General features: G+C 63.4%; 1 protein-coding gene. It reads right to left on the bottom strand.

All coding sequences use genetic code 11. The features are described from left to right. Positions 1–238 (bottom strand): ChbG/HpnK family deacetylase (locus tag B4920_RS27815; RefSeq protein ID WP_139379775.1); only part of this gene is annotated, 238 nt, incomplete at both ends.

Here is a 238-nt window from a genome sequence, read left to right on the forward strand (position 1 = left end):
AAGCTGCCAGATCCATTTCCCGAGCTTACCCTCGCGAGTTAATCCCGGCATCGCCGACAGCGGCTCGCCCAGCGTCAGCACAAAGTGCATCCCGACCGCCAGCTCCGGGATACTGCGGCTCCGCTGGGCGGCGTGGTCAATGGCCGCGCCGTTGACCAGCGCCGTGGTCGATGTCACCACGCCGTTACGGCAGGCCTCAATAATGCCGTAGTTCTGCCCTTTACTGAGGCCGAAATCG

The organism is Zoogloea sp. LCSB751 (assembly GCF_002028455.1).
In the GTDB taxonomy this organism is placed as follows: Bacteria; Pseudomonadota; Gammaproteobacteria; order Burkholderiales; family Rhodocyclaceae; genus Zoogloea.